The organism is Streptomyces sp. SX-6 (assembly GCF_059089585.1).
Map to the genome: position 1 here is coordinate 172,951 of NZ_JBTHHU010000002.1, position 16,125 is coordinate 189,075.

At 72.0% G+C, this 16,125-nt stretch carries 13 protein-coding genes; 7 read left to right on the plus strand and 6 right to left on the minus strand.

Features of this window, described 5'->3' with window-relative positions; all coding sequences use genetic code 11:
• Positions 1-231: 231 nt before the first annotated feature.
• Positions 232-1,269, minus strand: coding sequence for a GDP-mannose 4,6-dehydratase (locus ACV530_RS03065; protein ID WP_494330633.1), 1,038 nt, complete (start codon positions 1,267-1,269; stop codon positions 232-234).
• Positions 1,270-1,489: 220 nt separating this feature from the next.
• On the minus strand, positions 1,490-2,053 hold the full coding sequence (locus ACV530_RS03070) for a GNAT family N-acetyltransferase (protein WP_494330821.1): 564 nt from the start codon (positions 2,051-2,053) through the stop codon (positions 1,490-1,492).
• Between the two features lie 103 nt (positions 2,054-2,156).
• On the opposite strand from ACV530_RS03070, the gene ACV530_RS03075 reads away from it, so the two are divergent.
• Positions 2,157-2,876, plus strand: coding sequence for a B3/B4 domain-containing protein (locus ACV530_RS03075; protein WP_494330634.1), 720 nt, complete (start codon positions 2,157-2,159; stop codon positions 2,874-2,876).
• Positions 2,877-2,885: 9 nt separating this feature from the next.
• On the opposite strand, the gene ACV530_RS03080 is transcribed toward ACV530_RS03075, so the two are convergent.
• Positions 2,886-4,136, minus strand: a complete 1,251-nt coding sequence (locus ACV530_RS03080; protein WP_494330635.1) for an MFS transporter — start codon at positions 4,134-4,136, stop codon at positions 2,886-2,888.
• Positions 4,137-4,241: 105 nt separating this feature from the next.
• Here ACV530_RS03080 and ACV530_RS03085 point away from each other — a divergent pair, with 105 nt between their 5' ends.
• Positions 4,242-4,607: an ArsR/SmtB family transcription factor gene (locus ACV530_RS03085; protein WP_494330636.1), complete on the plus strand. Its 366-nt coding sequence runs from the start codon at positions 4,242-4,244 to the stop codon at positions 4,605-4,607.
• Positions 4,608-4,618: 11 nt separating this feature from the next.
• Here ACV530_RS03085 and ACV530_RS03090 read toward each other — a convergent pair whose 3' ends face one another.
• Together ACV530_RS03090 and ACV530_RS03095 are read right to left on the minus strand one after the other, a co-directional pair.
• Positions 4,619-7,009, minus strand: a complete 2,391-nt coding sequence (locus ACV530_RS03090) for a glycoside hydrolase family 65 protein (protein WP_494330637.1) — start codon at positions 7,007-7,009, stop codon at positions 4,619-4,621.
• Positions 7,006-7,749, minus strand: coding sequence for an HAD family hydrolase (locus ACV530_RS03095; protein WP_494330638.1), 744 nt, complete (start codon positions 7,747-7,749; stop codon positions 7,006-7,008). Before ACV530_RS03095 ends, ACV530_RS03090 begins: the two co-directional genes overlap by 4 nt.
• A gap of 198 nt (positions 7,750-7,947) precedes the next feature.
• Here ACV530_RS03095 and ACV530_RS03100 point away from each other — a divergent pair, with 198 nt between their 5' ends.
• The gene (locus ACV530_RS03100) at positions 7,948-9,138 is read left to right on the plus strand and encodes a serine hydrolase domain-containing protein (protein ID WP_494330639.1); all 1,191 of its coding nucleotides are present in this window, start codon (positions 7,948-7,950) and stop codon (positions 9,136-9,138) included.
• Between the two features lie 25 nt (positions 9,139-9,163).
• Here ACV530_RS03100 and ACV530_RS03105 read toward each other — a convergent pair whose 3' ends face one another.
• Positions 9,164-11,011, minus strand: a complete 1,848-nt coding sequence (locus tag ACV530_RS03105; RefSeq protein ID WP_494330640.1) for a glycoside hydrolase family 15 protein — start codon at positions 11,009-11,011, stop codon at positions 9,164-9,166.
• Positions 11,012-11,198: 187 nt separating this feature from the next.
• Here ACV530_RS03105 and ACV530_RS03110 point away from each other — a divergent pair, with 187 nt between their 5' ends.
• From ACV530_RS03110 to ACV530_RS03125, 4 genes are all read left to right on the plus strand, one after another.
• Entirely contained in the window at positions 11,199-13,427 is a 2,229-nt protein-coding gene (locus ACV530_RS03110; protein WP_494330641.1) for a WD40/YVTN/BNR-like repeat-containing protein, read from the plus strand.
• A gap of 113 nt (positions 13,428-13,540) precedes the next feature.
• Entirely contained in the window at positions 13,541-14,428 is an 888-nt protein-coding gene (locus tag ACV530_RS03115; RefSeq protein ID WP_494330642.1) for a MetQ/NlpA family ABC transporter substrate-binding protein, read from the plus strand.
• 5 nt (positions 14,429-14,433) lie between these two features.
• On the plus strand, positions 14,434-15,465 hold the full coding sequence (locus ACV530_RS03120) for a methionine ABC transporter ATP-binding protein (protein WP_494330643.1): 1,032 nt from the start codon (positions 14,434-14,436) through the stop codon (positions 15,463-15,465).
• The gene (locus ACV530_RS03125) at positions 15,462-16,124 is read left to right on the plus strand and encodes a methionine ABC transporter permease (protein ID WP_494330644.1); all 663 of its coding nucleotides are present in this window, start codon (positions 15,462-15,464) and stop codon (positions 16,122-16,124) included. The genes ACV530_RS03120 and ACV530_RS03125 overlap by 4 nt, the downstream gene beginning before the upstream one ends.
• Position 16,125: the final 1 nt, after the last annotated feature.

The window sequence follows — 16,125 nt, forward strand, 5'->3', positions numbered from 1 at the left end:
CAACTCAACCCATCTCAAGACCGACGGACAGCAGAGGATTTCGATGTGGACATCCGGTACTCGGGATGGCTGTTCCACAGCGACTGAGTCATCAGGAGGCCCCGCCCGGGGCACTGCTCGACTTCCCGCACGCCACACGCCCAGTCTCGGCGGGCGGGGCCACGGAATTCCCTAGAGTCGGCCGACCCGGGCTTCCGTGGCGGGTGTGAGCAGGGTGTTCGCCGGCGAGCCCTACCAGCCGGCGGCGGCGAGCAGTTCGCGGTGGTCCCGCTGGTAGCCGGCCTGGCGGAGGTCGGACTCCACCATCATCCGCATCAGCTCCTCGAAGCCGACCTCGGGCTCCCAGCCCAGTTCCCGGCTGGCGTTGCCGTGGTCGGCGCAGAGCGTCTCGACCTCGGCGGGCCGCACCAGGGCCGGGTCCACCACGACGTGCTCCTCCCAGTCCAGGTCCACGGCCTCGAAGGCGATGCGCGCGGCGTCCCGTACCGAGTGCATTCGGCCGGTGCCCACCACGTAGTCCCCGGCCCGCTCCTGCTGGAGCATCAGGTGCATGGCGCGGACGTAGTCCCCCGCGAAGCCCCAGTCGCGGACCGCGTCGAGGTTGCCGAGCAGCAGCTTGTCCTGCATGCCCAGCTTGATCTGAGCGACCGCCAGGGAGATCTTCCGCGTCACGAACTCCGCCCCGCGGCGGGGCGACTCGTGGTTGAAGAGGATCCCCGAGACCCCGAACACCCCGTACGACTCCCGGTAGTTCTGGGTGATGTAGTGGCCGTACGCCTTGGCCACCCCGTACGGGCTGCGCGGGTGGAAGGGGGTCCGCTCGCTCTGCGGCGACTCCACCACCTTTCCGAACATCTCCGAGGACGACGCCTGGTAGAAGCGGATCTGGCCGTGCCCGTCGCTCCCGCCGGAGGACTTCCCCAGCCCGCTCACCATCCGGATGGCCTCGAGCATCCGCAGCACCCCGGTGCCGTTGACCTCGGTGACGAGCTCCGGCTGCTGCCAGGACATGGGGACGAACGAGACCGCCCCGAGGTTGTACACCTCGTCCGGCTGCACCATGTCCACAGCCGTGACCAGGCTTCCCTGGTCCATCAAGTCACCGTCCACGAAGGACAGATCCGGTATCAGTTTGGCCACCCGGTCCTTGCGGGGGTTGGCCTGACCCCGGGTCAGGCCCCACACCTGGTAGCCCTCGGCGAGCAGATGCTCGGCGAGGTACGAGCCGTCCTGCCCGGTGATCCCGGTGATCAGCGCGCACTTGGACATTCGGTCCCCTTTCACTGCCACGGACAAAGCCGGTCGAGGGCCACACGTCCTCACCCAGCGCTCGGCAGGCTCACGGAACCACGGAGCGACCTAAGGAATTTCCGAGTCTTCGGGCGCGTGTGCGCCAAAATGGCCACGAATAGGCCGGACCGGACGCTCGAGCAGCACATCGCCACCCACCGGAGCAGCGCGGCATGAGCGTCGACACGGATCCGGGGCGCTACCGGCCGATGGAGGACGACATCGAGGTGTTCGGCCTCGCCTGAGGAGCCGCTGCCGGGACCGGCCGTCGCATGCACACGCGCGGCCACCGGTCCAGGCCGCAGGCGGCCTCCTTGCGCCTGATCTCCCGCAGGCCCGGCGTGAGTTGTCCGTCGGCCAGGATCCGGAACCCGCAGCGCGCGTAGTAGGGGGCGTTCCACGGCACCTCGGCGAAGGTGGTCAGCGTCAGCGCCGGGATGCCGTCGGCGGCGGCCCGGTCGGCGAGGTGGTCCAGCAGCGCCCGGCCCACCCCGCGCCGGGCGCTGTCCGGGTGCACCGAGACCTGTTCCACGTGGAGGTCGCCGTCGACGGGCTCGGCGAGGAGGTAGGCCGCCGGGGGGCCGCTTCCGTCGGCCGCGACCCAGGCGAGCCCGGCCCGCCGGTGGCGGTCGAGCTCCTCGAGCGACGGCGGGGCGTCGTCGGCGATCTCCGGCATGCCGATGTCACGGAACTGCAGGCCGGCGGCACGTTCCAGGTCCTGGAGGAGAGGAAGGTCCGCGGTGAGCGCGGCTCGGATGGTCAGCATCACGGCAGTGTGACCTCGTCCGCCGCCGGGCGCCTGCCCTTTTTGCGGATGGTACATTTCAAAGAACCATCCAGTACACAATACTGATCCTGGAGTGTTCATGGCCGCAGCAGACACCGCCGACCTCAAGGCCTGGCTCGACACCGTCACCGTGGATCCCGCCGTACGGGAACTGCGACCCGACTACCGCGCCCTGGTCGTCGCCGCGGAGGGGCTGCGCCCGGGGCCGAGCGACGAGGCGAGCGAGCGGCTGCTCACCGCGGCCGAGGAGACCGCGCGGGCCTGGCTCGCCGGGATGCCGGTGGAGGAGCACCCGCACCTGGCCGCCTGGCGCGAGGCGTTCCGCGCCTTCGGGGCGAAGCCGCAGCGCACCCGCCCCAGCGCGGAGGCGCTGCTGCGCCGGGTGGACGCGGGGCTGCCGCGGGTGGACCGGCTCACCGACATCTACAACGCGGTCTCGGTGGCGCACGTCCTGCCGCTCGGCGGCGAGGACCTGGACCACTACGCCGGTGCGGCGCGACTGGTGCGCGCCACGGGCGACGAGCCGTTCGAGACGACCGCGGGCGGCGAGGCCGTGACCGAGCACTGCCCGCCGGGCGAGGTCGTGTGGCGGGACGACTCGGGCGTCACGTGCCGCCGCTGGAACTGGCGCCAGTGCACCCGCACCCGGCTCACCCACAGCACCACGCGGGCGGCGTTCATCCTGGACGCGCTCGGCCCGCTCGGCGACGACGCCCTGGACGCCGCCGGTGACGCCCTCACCGAGGCCCTGCTGGCGAGCAGCCCGGGCGCGACAGTCGCCTCGCGCCTGGTGCGGTAGCCGCACGGCTCAGGCAGCCTCGGGGATCCGGCCGCGGAGGAGGGTGACGACGATGCCGCCGGTCACCGCGACGGCGATGAGCACCGTCCCGAAGACCGTCGCCCCGGCGGGCAGGCCGATGGCATCGCTCAGGAAGCCGGCCGTGACGGGCAGGACGCCCGCGGGGACGTAACCCCCCACGTTCATGGCCGCGTTGGCCTCGGCCAGCCGCGCGGCGGGCACTCCCGCGTTCAGCAGGGACAGCCCGCCGAGCTGCCCCATGCCCTGGCCGGCGCCGGCCAGCACCGCCGCGACGACAAGGGGGACGACCGACGAGAACTGCACCGCGGCGACGAGGGCGACCATGCTCGCGGCCGTGCTCACCGCACTGGCGACGAGGAGGTGACGCAGCCTCAGGCGGCGCACCGCGAACTGGACTCCCGTCGCGGCGAGGAACATCACGAAGGCCATGGCGCCGGCCACGATGCGGCTGGTCGTGCCCAGCAGGCCGGCCAGCAGGGACGGCCCCAGCGAGAGCACGAACGAGGTGGCCGTGATGCCGGGGGCGAAGACCGCGATGCCGAGCACCAGGTGCGTACGGTTGTCCCGCGGCACGCCCGGCAGCCGCACCCACGCCCCGGCGCCGCGTCCGGCCGGGCGCTGCACCGGCATCTTCAGGACGACGGCGAACGCCAGGGCCAGCAGCACGATTTCGACCAGGAAGACCGTCGTCGTCGGGGCGGGCGCGAGCTCGGAGAGCACGCCGGCCAGCAGGGGGCCGACGCCCGCGCCGAGCACCATCGCGCTCGAGGCCAGCAGCGCCGCGAGGCGCTTGCGCGTCGGTCCCGCCACGTCCGCGACCGCCGCCATGCCCGCCGAGACGACCGCACCGACCGCGATGCCCGTCAGCAGCCGGGCCACCATGAGCGCCGCCACGGAGGTCGCGGTCGCGAAGATCACGCAGGCCGCCGCCGCGAGCGCCAGTGCCGGCAGGAGGACCGGTTTGCGCCCGATCCGGTCGGAGAGCACGCCCGACACCAGCAACGAGCCGATCAGCCCGGCGATGTAGCAGGCGAAGACGATGGTCAGCATGCCTCTGGAGAATCCGATGTCCCGCTGCCAGAGGACGTAGAGCGGCGTCGCCGCGTTGGAGAGCACGAACACCGCGGTCACGGGCCAGGCCGCGAGCCATATCCACCACCGGGGCGCGACGCGGCGCTCCTCCGTGATGTGCCGCGCGACAGGCCGTGCGTCCAGGAGGGCAGGCCGAATGTCCGTCATGGGGACTCCTTTTGACGAGCTGACGAGCTCCACTACGAGTTTTCTCGAACATAGCATGCAGTACGATGGAACTCGTACTTAGCCGACCGTCGCGAGGAGAAACCGATGACACGGCCCGCCGTCAAGGTCATGCCGGAACCCGCCGACCTGCCCGCCCCGTTGCCGGAACCAGCCGTCGAGGACCTGCGGCTGGAGGTGGTGATGGGTGCGCTGAGCGACCCGCTGCGCCTGACGATCGTGCGCAAACTGCTGCTGGAATCCGAGGACTTCGACCACACCTGCGCCTGGTTCGGGCTGGACCGGCCCAAGTCCTCGCTCACCCACCACTTCCGCGCCCTGCGCGAGGCCGGTGTCACCCGGCAGCGCCAGTACGGCCTGGAGCGCCGCAGCCATGTGCGGGTGGACGACCTCGACTCCCGCTTCCCGGGCCTGCTCAGCCTCGTCGCCGACTGGACGCCGCCCGCGGACTGACGGCCGCCGGCTCAGTGCGGCGACGCCGGTTCCGGCTCGCCGGAGTGGGCGACGGCCCGGCGTCGTGCCGGGCCGCGGCCGGGCGGCTGTTCCGGCGCGGGGCCGGCGGCCAGCGCCGGCACCTGGCGGGACTCGGGCGCCCCGGGCGCCACGGTCAGCGGCTCGCCGCAGTGCCGGATCTCGAGGGCCTCGCCCTCGAGCAGGGTGTACGTCGCGGTGGTGCCCGTGATCTCCACCCGCAGCCGCCGCCCCAGCATCTGCACGGTGAAGGCGAGGCGCCCCAGTTGTTCGGGGAGCCTGGGGGCGAAGGCCAGCACACCCCCGCCGTGGTCGCGCATGCCGCCGAAGCCCATGACGAGCGCGAACCAGGTGCCCGCGAGGGAGGCGATGTGGATGCCGTCGCGGGTGTTGCCCTCCAGGTCGAACAGGTCCATCATGGCCGCTTCGCCCAGGTAGTCGTAGGCCAGCCGCATGTGCCCCACCTCGGCGGCCATGACCGCCTGGGTGCAGGCGGACAGGGACGAGTCACGGACCGTCAGCTGCTCGTAGTAGGCGAAGTTGCGGGCCTTCTGCTCCTGGGTGAAGGCGTCGCCCCGCAGGAACATGGCGAGCACCAGATCCGCCTGCTTGATGACCTGTTTGCGGTAGATGTCGAAGTAGGGGAAGTTCAGCATCAGCGGGTACTGGTCGTCCTCCGTCCCCGGGAAGTCCCACATCTGGTGCCCGGTGAAGCCCGCGGACTGCTCGTGGACGCCGAGTTCGGCGTTGTAGGGCAGCGTCATGCGCATGGCGGCGTCGCGCCAGGCCGCGGTCTCCTCGTCGTTCACGCCCAGGACGCCCGCCCGGTCCGGGTGGCGTTCGGCCGCCGCCGCTGCCGCCCGGAGATTGTGCTGGGCCATCAGGTTCGTGTAGAGGTTGTCGTCCGCGATCGCGCTGTACTCGTCGGGCCCCGTGACGCCGTCGATGTGGAAGTCCCCGTGGTGGTCGTGGTGGCCGAGGGAGCGCCACAGCCGGGCGGTCTCCACCAACAGCGGCAGTCCGACCTCCTGCTCGAAGACGTCGTCGTCGGTGGCGCAGAGGTAGCGCACGACGGCATCGGCGATGTCGGCGTTGATATGGAACGCCGCGGTGCCCGCGGGCCAATAGGCCGAGCACTCGTCGCCGTTGATGGTCCGCCAGGGGAACGCCGCGCCGTGGAGCCCCAGTTGGCCGGCGCGCTCCTGTGCGGCGGGCAGGGTGTTGTGGCGCCAGCGCAGCGCCTGTTCCACCGCCTGCGGGGCGGTGTAGGTCAGCACGGGCAGGACGAAGGACTCGGTGTCCCAGAAACAGTGGCCGTCGTAGCCGGGCCCGGTGAGCCCCTTGGCGGGCAGGGCGCGCGCCTCGCCGCGTGCGCCGGCCTGCAGGACGTGGAACAGGGCGAACCGCACGGCCTGCTGGATCTCCGCGTCCCCGTCCACCTCGACGTCGGCGCGGGACCAGAAGTCGTCGAGGAACTGGCGCTGTTCGGCGAGCAGCCCGGCCCAGCCGGTGCTGACGGCAGCCGCGAGGGCGGCGTCCACCTGGTCGTGCACGGCGGGCACGGACCGGACGGCGGACCAGCCGTGGGCGACGAACTTCTCCACACGCAGCCGCTGTCCTTCGCCCAGCCTCGAGGTGATGGTGAGCCGGGCGAGGGTCTCACTGGACTCGGAGCAGGCCTCGGTCTTCTCCGGGCCGTCCACGACATGGTCGGCCGACACCGCGACCTTCAGTCCGCTGCGGGCGGTGCTGTGCAGCAGCCGGATCCGGGAGCCGTGGGCGTAGTGCTCCTCGGGGACGAGCGGGTTCTCCAGCTCGGCGGCCGTGCGGGGGTCGCCGTTGGCGGCGGGCAGCTGCTCGTTGGCGACCAGTTCCGACTGGACGACGATCCGTACGTCGCCGTCGAGCGGCTCGACCTCGTAGGCGATGGCCGCCACGGCGCGCTGGGTGAAGGAGATCAGCCGGGTCGACCGGACCCGTACGCTGCGGCCGCTCGGCGAGGTCCACTCGGCCGTGCGGTGCAGCAGGCCGGTGCGGAAGTCGAGGACGCGCTCGTGCCGCTGCAGCTTGCCGTAGCGCAGGTCGAAGGGCTCGTCGTCGACGAGCAGCCGGATCACCTTGCCGTTGGTGACGTTGATGACGGTCTGTCCGGACTCCGGGTAGCCGTAACCGGCCTCGGCATAGGGCAGGTCGCGGAACTCGAAGACACCGTTGAGGTAGGTGCCGGGCAGGCCGTGCGGCTCGCCCTCGTCGAGGTTGCCGCGCCAGCCGACGTGCCCGTTGGCGAGCGCGAACACCGACTCGCTCTGGGAGAGCACGTCGAGATTGAGCTCGGTCTCGCGCAGGCACCAGGGGTCGACCAGATAGGCCGGGTGAGTGATCAAGGGGTGTCTCCCAGCAGTTCGGCGAGGTCTTCGACGACGACGTCCGCGCCGTGCTCGCGCAGCGCGGCGGCCTGGCCCACCCGGTCGACGCCGACGACGTAGCCGAAGTTCCCGGACCGGCCGGCCTCCATCCCGGCGAGCGCGTCCTCGAAGACGACGGCCCGGTCCGGGGCCACGCCCAGCTCGCGGGCCGCGGCGAGGAAGGTGTCCGGGTGGGGCTTGCCCGGCAGGTGCCGCTCCGCGGCGACGACACCGTCGACGCGCACCTCGAAGAGGTCCTCGATGCCCGCCGCGACCAGCACGTCACGGCAGTTGGCGCTGGAGGACACCACGGCACGCCGCAGGCCCGCGTCCCGTACGGCCCGCACATAGCGGACGGAACCGGGGTAGGCGTCGACGCCCGTCTCCCTGATCTTCTTCAGGACGAGCGCGTTCTTGCGGTTGCCGATGCCCTGCACGGTGTCGCGGTCGGGCGGGTCACCGGCGTCCCCCTCGGGCAGGTGGATGCCGCGCGAGGCGAGGAAGGTGCGTACGCCGTCGGCCCTGGGCATGCCGTCGACGTACGCGTCGTAGTCGGCGACGGGGTCGAACGGGCGGAATCCGGGGCCGTCGCGCCGGGCGAGATAGGCGTCGAACGTCTCCTTCCACGCGGCGGCGTGCACGGTCGCCGTCTGTGTGAGCACGCCGTCGAGGTCGAACAGACAGGCGCGTACGGAGTCGGGAAGGCCCAGGGTGGTCACGCTCTCCCCTTTCCCGGGATCGTCCACCGGGTGCCCGTACGCCCGGTGAATCACTCGTTCAGGCCGTCGCAAGGGTGGTGCTGGCACCACCTCGGACCAGTGCCCTGGGCCCATGGTCCCCCGCCGTGCGCGCTGATGTGATGGATCCACGGAAACAGACCGGCCCGGGAACGGGCCAGGGGACGAAAGGGAAGCGTGATGCGCGCGTACGGACGCACGGGCCGTTGGACGAGAGCGGGCCGGACGGGAGCGGTGGCCCTGGCCGTCGCCGTGCTCGCGGGCGGCGTCGCCGAGGCACGCCCCCAGGGCGCGCCCGCGCGTGCCGGTGCCACCGCGCTCGAGGCGGATGTGCGGGCGGTACGGGCGGCGGGCAAGGACGTGACCGTCCTCGCCGAGGCGGAGACCGGCCGGGGGGCCGTCCGCGCGCGGTCGGGGAGCCAGGTGCCGTGGGACGCGCAGTTCCGCATCGCCAGCACGACCAAGACGTTCACCTCCGTCGTCGTCCTCCAACTGGCCGCCGAGGGGCGGCTGTCGCTGGAGGACACGGTGGAGAAGTGGCTGCCCGGCGTCGTCTCCGGCAACGGCAACGACGGGTCCCGGATCACGGTCCGGGATCTGCTGCAGCAGACCAGCGGGCTGTTCGACTACGTCAACGACCCCGAGCTCGCCCGCAAGCTCGCCCAGGACTTCGAGGGGAACCGGTACGACGCCACACCGGCCGCGCAGTTCGTCGCCCTCGCGATGAGCCACCGCCCGCTGTTCACCCCCGACCACCGCCACCCGCGGTGGGCGTACTCCAACACCAATTACCTGCTCGCCGCGATGATCGCCGAGAAGGCGGGCGGCCTCGGCTGGCGGGAGCAGGTCGAGCACCGGATCATCGCTCCTCTCGGGCTGCGGCACACCTACGTGCCGGGCACGAACCCCTATCTGCCCGGCCCGCACGCGACCGTGTTCCTGCGCACCCCCACGGGGGCGCGGCTGGACGTGACGGAGCACAGCCTGCAGCACACCGCGGACTCCGGGGTGGTGAGCACGACCGCCGACCTGAACACCTTCTTCCGCGCCCTGGTCACCGGCAGGCTGCTCCCGAAGGCCCAACTGGCCGCCATGCAGCACACCGTGGCCCGCACCGGTGCGAAGGAGGACCTGGCCGAGTGGCCGCGCGGCGGGTACGGTCTGGGGCTGCGCTGGACCCCGCTGTCCTGCGGCGGCGGCTACTGGCACCACGAGGGCGACGGGCTCGGCTCCTACACCCGCACCGGTGTCACGCCCGACGGGCGGCGGTCCGTCGCGGTGTCGGTCACCAGCGCCGGGAGCAGCCCCGACCTGGTCACCCTCAATGTCGCCACCCGCAGGCTGGCGGACGACGCACTGTGCGGTAAGTGATCACTGTGCGGTAAGTGACGGATCGTCAGCTCAGGCGGCAGTGCCGGGAGACGGGGGCGCGCCGCTCGCCGATCGCGCGGTCGAGGTTGACGGCGGCGCTGATCAGGGCGAGGTGGGTGAAGGCCTGCGGGAAGTTGCCCAGGGCCTCTCCCGCCGGGCCGATCTCCTCGGCGTAGAGGCCGAGGTGGTTGGCGTGGGTGATCATCTTCTCGAAGACGTAGCGTGCCTCGCCCACCCGGCCCGCGCGTGCGAGCGCCTCGACGTACCAGAACGAGCACAGGTTGAACGTGCCCTCGCCGCCGGTCAGTCCGTCGTCGGCGCAGTAGCGGTGCACAAGGCTGTCGCTGACGAGCTCCTGCTCGACCCGGCGGACCGTGGACAGGAAGCGCGGGTCCTTCGGCCCGGCGAACTTCACCAGCGGCATCACCAGCAGGGAGGCGTCCAGCGTCGTGCTGTCCGCGCTCTGGCAGTAGGCGCCGAGTTCCGGGACCCAGCACCGCTCCTGGACGAAGCGGTAGGCCTCGGACGCGGTGTCGCGCCACCGCTCGACGGGGGCCGGCATGCCGCGGTGCCGGGCGATGCGCAGGGCCCGTTCGAACGCGACCCAGGTCATCAGGGCGGAGTAGGTGAAGCGCTGCGGGCCGCCGCGGGTCTCCCAGATGCCGTCGTCCGGGTCCTCCCAGTGCTTCTCGAGCCAGTCGAGCTGCCGGCCCAGGGCCTCCCACAGCTCGTAGGAGATGGGCTCGCCGTGCTTGTTGTAGAGGTAGACGGAGTCCATCAGCTCGCCGTGGATGTCGAGCTGGGTCTGCAGCGCGGCGGCGTTGCCGATGCGTACGGGCCGGGCGCCGCGGTAGCCCTCGAGGTGGTCGAGCACCGTCTCGGGCAGGTCGGAGCGGCCGTCGATGCCGTACAGCACCTGGAGTCCGGTGCCCGGCGGTGCCTCGACGCAGCGCTGGTGGAGCCAGTCGATGAAGGCCGCGGCCTCCTCCGTGAAGCCCAGGCGCATCAGGGCGTAGAGCGTGAAGGCGGCGTCGCGGATCCACGTGTAGCGGTAGTCCCAGTTGCGGCTGCCGCCGAAGGACTCGGGCAGCGAGGTCGTCGGTGCCGCGACGAGGGCGCCGGTGGGCTGGTGGACGAGGAGCTTGAGGGCGAGCGCCGAGCGCTCGACCGCTTCCCGGTAACGGCCGTGGTACTGGGAGTGGCGCAGCCATCCGTCCCAGTACTGGAGGGTGCTGTCGAGCAGCTTCGTCGCCTCGTCGCAGCCGATGCCGCCCGGCTCGCCGCCCCACTGGGCGGCGAGTGCCAGGGACTGGCCGGGTTCGAGGGTGACGGTGGCGCGCGCCGCGCCGTCCTCCGCGGCGTACAGCGGTACGGACGAGCGCAGCGCCAGTGATCCGGCCGGGCTGTCGAAGCGGGCGCCTGCCCCGGTGCCGGTGGTGAGCGTGTGCGGGGCGCGGCCGTAGTCGAAGGCGGGGCGGCAGTGCACGTCGACGGTGACCCGCCCGCGCAGCACCCTGACCTGGCGGATGATCTGGCGGGCGCTCGAGGCGGGGCAGGCGGGGTGGTCGGGGACCATGAAGTCGTACAGCTCGGCCACGGACTGCTCGGCCAGGAAGCGGGTCAGCAGGACGTTGGAGTCCGGCATGTACATCTGTTTGGTGCGCTCGACGTCCCGGACCGTGACGGAGAAGGAGCCTCCGCGCCGGGAGTCGAGGAGGGAGCCGAAGACCGAGGGCGAGTCGAAGCGGGGCAGGCAGCACCAGTCGATCGTGCCGTCGACCCCCACGAGGGCGACCGTGCGCAGGTCGCCGATGATGCCGTGGTCCTCGATCGGGAGATAGGCCACAGGGTGCGCGCCGAGGTCGTGTTTCATGTGTGCCCCTCCTTCGCGGGACAGGTCACACCACCCGTTATACCGCCGTGGCGGGGCGAATGCGCCCGGGGCCCGCGAGTCCTGCCGGACTGCTGTCAACTACTGGTGTTCCCTGCGCAGTTGGTCGAGACTTGCTCCTCGTGATGCACAGCAGGCGTCCTTCCCAATGTGGTGCGAGGAGTGCACTGTGACCCCATCGAGATCCTCGAGATCCTTACGCCGCCGTATCGCCGCCGTGGCCGTGGTGGCGGCCGCCGCTCTGCTGGCACCGGCACCGCCCGTGGGCGCGGCCGCGGGCTCGCCGGGGCGGGTCCGCGGTCCGGCGGCGCCCGCCGAGTACAGCTACCGGCAGAAGGCGATCCCCGGGCAGGCGCTGCCCCGCCAGGCCTACCGGCGTGCGGCGGACGAGGCCGCGGCGCTGCCCACGGCACCGGGCCGGTGGCAGCCGCTGGGCCCGGTGAACATCGGCGGGCGGGTCGTCTCGCTCGCCCTCGACCCGCAGCGCGCGGACACCCTCTACGCGGCGTCGGCGAGCGGCGGGCTGTGGCGCTCCGGCGACGCCGGGCGCACGTTCCGCCCGGCGTGGCCGGCGGGGGCCACCCAGGCCATGGGCGCGGTCGCCGCGGCGCCGGACGGCACCCTGTACGCGGGCACCGGGGAGCCCAATCCGGGCGGCGGGAGCCTGACGTACGAGGGCACGGGGGTGTACCGCTCGACGGACCGCGGCGCGCACTGGCGCTTCGCGGGCCTGCGCGACTCCGGGACGGTGGGCGCCATCGCGGTGGACCCGCGCGATCCGGCGCGGGTGCTGGTGGCGGCGACCGGTTCGCTCTACTCCCCCGGCGGTGACCGGGGCGTGTACCTGTCCACGGATGCCGGGGCCTCGTGGAAGCGGGTGCTGGGGGTGCCCGGGGAGTTCACCGGTGCCGTCGACGTCCAGCTCGACCCGGCCGTCGCGGGCCGGGTGTACGCGGTGCTGTGGGACCACCGCCGCACGCCCGAGCGGCGTGAGTACGGCGGCCCCGGGTCCGGGCTGTGGCGCTCCGACGACGGCGGGGCGTCCTGGCGGCGGCTGGACCTGCCGCTGCCGGAGGGCGGCACCGGCCGCATCGGGCTCGGCGTCGCCGCCTCCGAGCCGGGGCGGCTGTACGCCGTCACGGGCGGCGCGGACGGCGACTTCACCGGGTTCCTCACCTCGGGCGACGCCGGGACCACCTGGTCGAGGCTGCCGGACAGCCCGGCGCTGAAGCGGTCGCAGGGCGGCTACTCGTGGTGGTTCGGGAAGGTGTGGGTCGACCCGCTCCGGGCCCGGCACGTCCATGTGGCGGGGGTCGGCCTGATGACCTCGAAGGACGGCGGCACGACCTGGTCGGCCGGCGGCTCCGTCCACGCGGACCAGCACGCGATGGTCTGGGATCCGCGCCGCCCCTCGCGCGTCTACCTGGGCAACGACGGCGGCGTCTACCGCTCGGACGCGGCCGGTGACGGCGGATGGAGCAAGGCGGTGTACGAGCCGTGGACCCAGCTGTACAGCGTGGCCGTCACCCCGCAGGACACCGGCCGGATCTCCGGCGGCGCGCAGGACAACGGTTCCGTGCGCTCCTGGGGCGGGCCGCGGTTCAACGAGTACCTGGGCGGCGACGGACTGCAGAACCTGATCGACCCCACGGACCGTGACCGCGTCTACGCCTGCTCCCAGTACGGCGACTGTGCCCGGTCCACGGACGGCGGCACGACGATGACGGGCTTCTCGGACGGCACCACGGCGGACCGGCGCGGCTGGTTCACCCCGGTCCGGCTCGACCCGGTGGATCCGAAGGTCGTCTACTACGGCGGCAACCGGCTCAACCGCTCGGCCGACGGGGGCGCCACCTGGCAGGTGATCAGCCCCGACCTGACCGGCGGCCCGGGCAAGGACTCCTATCCGTACGGCACGCTCACCACCATCGCGCCCGCGCGCGACGGCCGGACGGTGTGGGCGGGCACCGACGACGGCCGTGTCTGGGTGACCCGTGACCTGGGCGGGCACTGGACCCGGGTGCTCGAGGGGCAGCCGTGGGTGACGCGGGTGACCGTCGATCCGCGCGACCCTGCACGGGCGTACGTCGCGCTCTCCGGCTACCGCTCCGGCTCACCGCAGCCGCACCTACTGTTCACCCGTGACGGGGGCCGCAGTTGGCGGGACCTGTCCGGGAACCTGCCGCAGGCGCCGGTGAACGACGTGGTCCAGGGCCGTGACGGCGTCCTGTACGCGGCCACCGACCAGGGCGTGTTCACCACCCGCGGGCACGGCTGGCGGCGGCTCGGCTCCGGGCTGCCGCTGGTGCCGGTGTCCGCCCTGGAGTACGACGGCGCCCACCACCGGCTGGTCGCGGCCACATTCGGGCGGGGCTTCCAGATGATCCGCGTTCCGTAGCCCTTTTCTTCAGTTCTCTTGCAGAACCATGAACAGCTCCTTTCATTTCCAGGCAGTTGGCCGATTCGTCCATACGATCCAAGAGTCGTTCTCCTGCCTGGAAATGAGTTCCCATGCACCACGCCCTTTCCCGCCGCCGTGTCGCGGCGGCGTCCGCAGCCGCCGCCCTCGCACTCCTGCTGTCGGCCTGCGGCCTGTCCGGCCCGGAGGCCGGCGACGAGGTACGGATCGGGGTAAGCGGCGCGGACCCCGAGTGGGACGTGCTCGCGAAGGAGGCGGAGAAGGCGGGGATCAAGGTCAAGGTCGTCACGTTCGAGGACTACCAGCTGCCCAACAAGGCGCTGTCCGACGGTGACATCGACCTCAACGCCTTCCAGCACCTCGCCTTCCTCAGCCAGTTCAACGCCCAGAACGGCACCGACATCGTGCCGGTCACCTCGACCTCGGTGGCGCCGATGGGGCTGTACTCGCTCAAGTACCGCAAGCCCGGCGACATTCCGGACGGTGCGCGGATCGCGATCCCCGACGACCCGTCCAACCAGGGCCGCGCCCTGCTGGTGCTCCAGGCGGCCGGGCTGGTCACGCTCAAGGACCGGGCCGGCATCTACGGCACCCCGGACGACATCGCGGACAACCCGCGGCACCTGAAGATCACGCCGGTCGACGCCCAGCAGACTCCGCGCGCCCTCAAGGACACCGCCGCCTCGGTCATCAACGCCGGGGTCGCCGAACAGGCGGGCTACAGCGTGGAACGGTCCGTCTTCCACGACGACCCCGAGAGCGCCACCGCGCGCCCGTACGTCAACGTCATCGCCGCCCGGGCGAAGGACAAGGACAAGGCGTACGTACGGAAGATCGTGGAGCTGTACCGCTCGCGCACGGTGCAGAAGGCGGTGCGCGACTCGGCGAAGGGCGCCCGCTACCAGGTGGACATCCCGCGGCCCGAGCTCGAGAAGGAACTCGGCCGGCTCGCCGGGCAGGGGAACGGGCAGGGGAAGTGACCGCGATGATCGAACTACGCGACGTCGGCAAGACTTTCTCCCAGGGCAAGAAGACCCGGGGCAAGGAGACCGGCCACCGGGCGGTGGACGGGGTGTCCCTGACCATCCCGCGGGGCAGCGTCTTCGGCATCGTGGGCCACAGCGGCGCGGGCAAGAGCACGCTGCTGCGGATCGTCAACCACCTGGAGGCGCCCACGTCGGGCAGCGTCCTGATCGACGGCCGGGACCTCGGTGCGATGAGCGAACGGCAGCGGCGCGAAGTGCGGCGCTCCATCGGGATGATCTTCCAGCAGGTGCACCTCTTCCGCTCGCGCACCGTGCTCGGCAACGTCGTCTACCCGCTGCGGCTGTCCGGACTGAGGCGTGCCGCGGCACGTGAACGGGCGCTGGAGGCCCTGCGGTTCGTGGGTCTGGACGAGTACGCCCGCCGCCACCCCGAGCAGTTGTCCGGCGGCCAGCGCCAGCGGGTGGGCATCGCCCGTGCCCTGGCCACCTCGCCGAGCGTGCTGCTGTGCGACGAGGCGACCTCCGCCCTGGACCCGCAGACCACCCGCGAGGTGCTCGCCCTCCTGCGGCGGGTCAACCGTGAACTGGGCGTCACCATCGTCCTCATCACACACGAGATGGACGTCGTCCGCTCGCTGTGCGACCACGTGGCCGTGATGGCCGACGGCAGGGTCGTGGAGACCGGGGACGTGCACAGCGTCTTCTCCCGGCCGCGGCACCCCGTCACCGAGGTGTTCGTGCGGTCCGCGCTCCAGGACCGGCCGGACGACGAGGAGTTGGCCCGGCTGCGGGCCCGGCACGGCGGACGCCTGGTCACCGTGCCGGTCGGCCGGGACCCGGACGGGGACGGCGGCCTGTCCCGGCTGCTGCGCGAGCACGGCGTGGACTTCACGATCGCCCACGCGGGCGTCATGGAGGTCCGGGACCGCCCGCTCGGCGGCGTGACCCTCGAACTGCGCGGCGAGGACGCCGACATCGACGCCGTCCTCGCCCGGCTCGCCCCGCACACGACGACGGCAGGTGTCCGGTGAAGGTCGACTGGAACGAATTCTGGGTCAAGGTCGTCGACGCCACCGGCGAGACCGTGTACATGGTGCTGGTCACCCTGGCCCTGTCCGCCGTCCTCGGCATGGCGGTGGGCCTGGCGCTCTACGCGACCCGCAAGGGCGGCCTCCTGCAGAACCGCGCCGTGCACGCCATGTTGAGTGCACTGATCAACGTCGTCCGGCCCATCCCGTTCATCATCGCCATCGTGGCGCTCTCCCCGGTGACCCGCGGCGTGGTCGGCACGGCGATCGGCACCGACGCGGCGGTGTTCCCCATGGTGGTCGTGGCCACGTTCGGTGTCGCCCGGATCGTCGAGAGCAATCTGCTGTCCGTCGAGCCGGGCGTGATCGAGGCCGCGCGGTCGATGGGCGCGAGCCCGCTGCGCATCATCCTCACCGTGCTGGTGCCGGAGGCCCTGGGACCCCTTGTCCTCGGCTTCACCTTCATGTTGGTGGCCCTGATCGACTTCTCGGCCGTCGCCGGCACCGTGGGCGGCGGCGGAGTGGGGCACCTCGCGATGTCGTACGGCTATCTGCGCTTCGACACCTCGGTGATGGTGGTGACCGTCGCCGTGCTCATCGTGCTGGTCCAAGTCGCCCAGCTGCTGGGCAACTTCCTGGCCCGCAAGGTGCTGCGCAGGTGAC

Bases quoted from the DNA above. Each gene is read 5' to 3' on its own strand.
- ACV530_RS03065 (WP_494330633.1), bottom strand. From the start codon at position 1,269: ATGTCCAAGTGCGCGCTGATCACCGGGATCACCGGGCAGGACGGCTCG.
- ACV530_RS03075 (WP_494330634.1), top strand. From the start codon at position 2,157: ATGGCCGCAGCAGACACCGCCGACCTCAAGGCCTGGCTCGACACCGTC.
- ACV530_RS03080 (WP_494330635.1), bottom strand. From the start codon at position 4,136: ATGACGGACATTCGGCCTGCCCTCCTGGACGCACGGCCTGTCGCGCGG.
- ACV530_RS03085 (WP_494330636.1), top strand. From the start codon at position 4,242: ATGACACGGCCCGCCGTCAAGGTCATGCCGGAACCCGCCGACCTGCCC.
- ACV530_RS03100 (WP_494330639.1), top strand. From the start codon at position 7,948: ATGCGCGCGTACGGACGCACGGGCCGTTGGACGAGAGCGGGCCGGACG.
- ACV530_RS03105 (WP_494330640.1), bottom strand. From the start codon at position 11,011: ATGAAACACGACCTCGGCGCGCACCCTGTGGCCTATCTCCCGATCGAG.
- ACV530_RS03115 (WP_494330642.1), top strand. From the start codon at position 13,541: ATGCACCACGCCCTTTCCCGCCGCCGTGTCGCGGCGGCGTCCGCAGCC.
- ACV530_RS03120 (WP_494330643.1), top strand. From the start codon at position 14,434: ATGATCGAACTACGCGACGTCGGCAAGACTTTCTCCCAGGGCAAGAAG.